Origin of the sequence: Pseudomonas sp. D1HM (assembly GCF_019266105.1) — a bacterium.
GTDB lineage: Bacteria > Pseudomonadota > Gammaproteobacteria > Pseudomonadales > Pseudomonadaceae > Aquipseudomonas > Aquipseudomonas taetrolens.
The window spans coordinates 1-4,066 of sequence record NZ_LRMN01000030.1; the positions used below are offsets into that span (position 1 = coordinate 1).

Annotated in this window: 7 protein-coding genes; 6 read left to right on the forward strand and 1 reads right to left on the reverse strand. The window is 58.5% G+C overall.

From position 1 onward, the window contains the following. The first annotated feature begins 116 nt into the window (after positions 1-116). The 6 genes from AWM69_RS22335 (at position 117) to AWM69_RS22360 (ending at position 3,585) form a co-directional block, all read left to right on the forward strand. Positions 117-461 carry a head decoration protein gene (locus AWM69_RS22335; protein WP_218728531.1) on the forward strand — a complete coding sequence of 115 codons (345 nt, stop codon included), beginning with the start codon at positions 117-119 and terminating at the stop codon, positions 459-461. 63 nt (positions 462-524) lie between these two features. Continuing rightward, a complete protein-coding gene (locus tag AWM69_RS22340) occupies positions 525-1,520 on the forward strand; it encodes a major capsid protein (RefSeq protein WP_218728533.1) in 996 nt (331 codons plus the stop codon). A 2-nt stretch (positions 1,521-1,522) separates the two neighbouring features. Continuing rightward, on the forward strand, positions 1,523-1,843 hold the full coding sequence (locus AWM69_RS22345; RefSeq protein ID WP_218728535.1) for a hypothetical protein: 321 nt from the start codon (positions 1,523-1,525) through the stop codon (positions 1,841-1,843). Next, entirely contained in the window at positions 1,840-2,505 is a 666-nt protein-coding gene (locus AWM69_RS22350) for a hypothetical protein (protein ID WP_218728537.1), read from the forward strand. Before AWM69_RS22345 ends, AWM69_RS22350 begins: the two co-directional genes overlap by 4 nt. Then, positions 2,498-3,007, forward strand: coding sequence for a hypothetical protein (locus AWM69_RS22355; RefSeq protein WP_218728539.1), 510 nt, complete (start codon positions 2,498-2,500; stop codon positions 3,005-3,007). The genes AWM69_RS22350 and AWM69_RS22355 overlap by 8 nt, the downstream gene beginning before the upstream one ends. Next, positions 3,004-3,585: a phage baseplate assembly protein V gene (locus AWM69_RS22360; protein WP_218728541.1), complete on the forward strand. Its 582-nt coding sequence runs from the start codon at positions 3,004-3,006 to the stop codon at positions 3,583-3,585. Before AWM69_RS22355 ends, AWM69_RS22360 begins: the two co-directional genes overlap by 4 nt. Before the next feature lie 17 nt (positions 3,586-3,602). Here the strand turns inward: AWM69_RS22360 and AWM69_RS22365 are convergent, their stop codons facing one another. Beyond that, positions 3,603-3,857, reverse strand: coding sequence for a helix-hairpin-helix domain-containing protein (locus AWM69_RS22365; protein WP_218728543.1), 255 nt, complete (start codon positions 3,855-3,857; stop codon positions 3,603-3,605). Between the last annotated feature and the right edge of the window lie 209 nt (positions 3,858-4,066).

The following is a 4,066-nucleotide window of genomic DNA, read 5'->3' on the forward strand; positions in this document are numbered from 1 at the left end:
GAAATCGACAACAGCCTGCCGATCAACGATGACCCAGTGCCAAAAATTCAGGCTAAACAGCCTGACACTAATGCGATCTACGCGGCCCGTCGCGCCGCCCAGACAGGGGTAAAAGCATGACCATCAAACAAGAGCCGATGCACGCGGGCGAATTTCTCCTGTCCGAAGGCGCCGGGAATATCTCCCGCGAAGCGATCAACGTGGCTGCTGGCCCGGCGCTGAACCCGGGCCAAGTGCTGGGACTGGTGACCGCCTCCGGTGAGTTCGCACCGTATGAGCCGACTGCAGAAGACGGTACTCAAAACGCTGTCGCCATTCTGTACGGGCCGCTGGGCGAGTCCGACATCGTGCGCCGGGGTCGCGCAGTGGTTCGCCTGGCTGAAGTCAGCGAGGCGCATTTGACCGGGCTTGATCCGGAGGGCGAAAAATCCCTGGCTCAACACTTTGTGATCGTGCGCTAAGCCGACCGTCCCTTTCTCGCACCCCGCCACTGAGCGGGGTTTTTACATTCTGGAGAGTCCCCAATGGCCGATATCGCCATCTTTGACGACGAAGCGTTTTCTGTTTCGTCGCTCACCGCTGCTATCAACGAACAGCAATACCTGCCCGGGCGCCTGAGCAGCCTTGGCCTGTTTCAGGAAGAAGGCATCACCACCCTGACCGTGCAGATCGAAAAAGACGGCGACACCCTGGCTCTGGTACCTGCCGGTGAGCGCGGGAATTCGGGTCTGGTCGTGGGTGCCAGCAAGCGCACCCTGATCCCGTTCAACACCGTGCATTTGCCGGAGCGCTTCACCATCAAAGCGGATGAGATTCAAGGCATCCGGGCTTTCGGTACCCGCAGTGAGTTGCAGGCCGTGCAGGACGTAGTCAATGCACGCCTCCTGAAGGCCCGCCGCCAGTTGGACGTCACCCACGAATTTCAGCGTATGGGCGCGTTGAATGGCCAGATTCTCGATGCAGACGGTACAACGGTGTTGCTCGATCTGTACAAGCGCTTTGGCGTTGAGCGGCAAAAAATGTCGATGGGTCTGACCGTCGCGGACACAGACTTCCGCGTCAAATGCGGCGAAGCCTTGGACTTGCAGGAAGATGCGCTGGGCAGTGTCACCAGCACGGGTGCCCGGGCGTTCTGCGGCAAGAATTTTTGGAACAAGATGATGGGGCTCAAGGCGATCAAGGAGACCTACGTCAACTCGGCACAAGCGGCAGCTCTGCGCGGTGATGCCCGCGAGAGCTTCGAGTTCGGCGGCATTGTGTGGGAACGCTATCGCGGCAAGGTCGCAAGCGTTGCTTTCGTTCACGACGACAAAGCACTGCTGGTCCCTGAAGGTGTTCCCGACCTCTACATCTCGGCCTTCGCTCCGGCCGACTACATGGAAACCGTCAACACCCAGGGCATTCCGTACTACAGCAAGATCGAGCCGATGCCCTTCAACAAAGGTATGGCCGGTGAAGCCCAGTCCAACCCGCTGCACATCTGCACCCGTCCACGCGCTCAGATCCTGCTGGAACTGTAACCGTGGGCATTCGCGATCTAGTGGCCGACATCGACAGCGTGATCTTCGACGTGCTGGGCGATACCGGGCACATCGAGGGTCGGGCCGAGCCGGTGCTGGGGATGTTCTCGGCACCGTGGAAACAGCCGCAGATTGGTCGCCTTAATACAGGCCTACGCGAGCCGCACTTTGTAGTGCGGGTCGCGGACTCCGATGGCCTGACTAAAGGGCTGCTGGTCACCATTGACCTGCCCGAGCTGGACGGTGGTGGCGACTACGACCTGCTGCAACTGGAACCCGGCGGCGATGGCCTGGTATCCCTTATCTTGAGGAAACGTGCATGAGCATTGGCAGCTTTAGTGAGAATCGGGCCAGTAGCGGGATGTTCAATATTCAGGTTTCGGCCGAGGATATGAAAGCATTTGCGGACTTGGCCACGTTGGTACCCAAAGCTGCTTCCAACGCGCAACGCCGCGCAATCAATAAAACCTTGGGTTGGCTTAGCACCCATATTGCAAGGGCCGTGGGCAAGCAGGAGCGGATTGCGGTCAAGGCGGTTCGGCAGCGCCTTCGCAGTTACCCGATTGCGGGCGGTGCGATGCGCGGCAAACTCTGGTTCGGCATCAATCCGCTGGAAGCCAGCCGATCAGGTCGGCCACGGCAGACCAAGGCCGGTGTGTCAGTGGGCAGTCGTCGCTATCGCGGCGCTTTCTTCAAAAAAGTGTACGGCAACCAGGCAGATATCTGGATCCGTACAGCCAGTAAACACTTCGCCCGGGGCGATTACCCCGACAGCGAAGTCACTTCGCAGACTGGGGCTAGCTCCGGTTTTGTGGGGGAACACAGCGATCGCTTTCCGTTGGCCAAGGCCAAGATTTCACTGGATTCAGTACGGCCACATTTTGAAGCCTGGAGCCGCAAGGCCGATGAGCGCCTGCTACAGATCCTCCGGCAAGAAATGAACTTTGAGCTGCAGAAATATCTGAAGGGGACGCGCCGTGTCTGAGCAGCCGTTTAGCCTCGACCTGTTGTATCAAGCGATCGAGCAGCACCTGCAGCAGTCGCTGGTAGGTATTCAGTTGGTCAGCTTCTGGCCTGGTATCGAGCAGCATATCCCGCTGCCGGCAGTATTTCTTGATATCGCAGAGATTGAGCCGGGCACCGATATCGGCACCGGGGAAAGCACCCTGAACGTCACCTTTGAAGCACGGGTGATTGTTGACGTGATCCGCGATCAGCACTATCAGCAGGCCATACATCTGGCCACGCAACTGGCGGTGTTGTTACGGGCTCAGACGTGGGGTCTGGCGGTTGATCCTGCCGAGTTCAAACGTTCAACCCAGGACTGGACCCGGCCGGAGCTGGATGGCTACACGGTGTGGCTGGTTGAGTGGACACAGACGATTTACCTCGGAGAGAAGGAGTGGCCTTGGCCGGACGAACCGCCCGGTTCGCTGACGTTCAAGGTCTATGTGGGTGAGGATGACCAACCCGAGGTATTCCCTTGAACCATGCCCTTTCTGAACATGACCGCATGATTGCCGGCATGGTTAAGGATTGCTACGTGGTGGCCTTGGACCTGACAGCCCGGCCGCCAGTTTGTCGGGTGTCCGACGGGGAATGGATCAGTGCCTGGGTGCGCTGGCATAGTCAGGCAGCGGGCAAGGCGCGACACTGGCGGGTACCCAGCATGGGCGAGCAGGGCACTTTGCTCAGCCCGAGCGGCGACGTGTCGCAAGGCACCTTTGTGCCCGGCTTGTTTGGCGATGCAGGGCCAGCCCCTGATAACCGCGATCATGTCGAGCGCTGGCTGTTCGATGATGGTGGGTCGCTAACATACGACTGGCAGGCCCACAGCTACAGCATTGTGCTACCGACTGGGTCGGTGGATATCAAGGTCGGCAGCACATCGGCCTCCGTTACGGATAACGCCGTGGTGGTGACGTCCGGGGCGATTGCGCTCGATGGTGACGTCACGATCTACGGTGACGTATTGATCAACGGCGGGTTGCGCGTAACGGGTGATATCAACGGTGGAGGGACAATAATCGACACCAGCGGTAACACGCCCAATCACAAGCACTGAGGGAATACGGATCAACTTTATTTATCAGCGACACTCGTCTGAGAGTCTTTAGCAAACTTAACAGCCGCGGTAATAGCCGCCCGAGCTTGGGGGCTATTCTTCCAGCAGGTCGATCCCACTGCTGCCGATGCCTTAGCCAGGATGTCGTTGATGTTTGCCTTGCTGAGATCAGCGAGCGAGTTGATGCCCATCTGTTCCAGGCGAGCGATCACGGTCGGTCCAACACCCTTCAAGGCCAACAAAGCATTATGTTCCGTCTGTAGAAATGGCATCCGTAAACTCCTGTTATCGGGTAGTGAAGCAACCGGAGTGTGCCCGACAGGAGAGGGCATCTCAATAGATGGATTCCATTGCTACAAGCTACGGCCCCTAACTCACCTAACCCGCCAAGCGCGGGTATTTTTTTGCCTGGAGAAAGCGATGACGAGCAAATCTGTCTCGATCGACAAGCCTGTCAGTCCGGTCGTTTACCGCGACCGGG

Bases quoted from the DNA above. Each gene is read 5' to 3' on its own strand.
- AWM69_RS22335 (WP_218728531.1), top strand. From the start codon at position 117: ATGACCATCAAACAAGAGCCGATGCACGCGGGCGAATTTCTCCTGTCC.
- AWM69_RS22340 (WP_218728533.1), top strand. From the start codon at position 525: ATGGCCGATATCGCCATCTTTGACGACGAAGCGTTTTCTGTTTCGTCG.
- AWM69_RS22350 (WP_218728537.1), top strand. From the start codon at position 1,840: ATGAGCATTGGCAGCTTTAGTGAGAATCGGGCCAGTAGCGGGATGTTC.
- AWM69_RS22365 (WP_218728543.1), bottom strand. From the start codon at position 3,857: ATGCCATTTCTACAGACGGAACATAATGCTTTGTTGGCCTTGAAGGGT.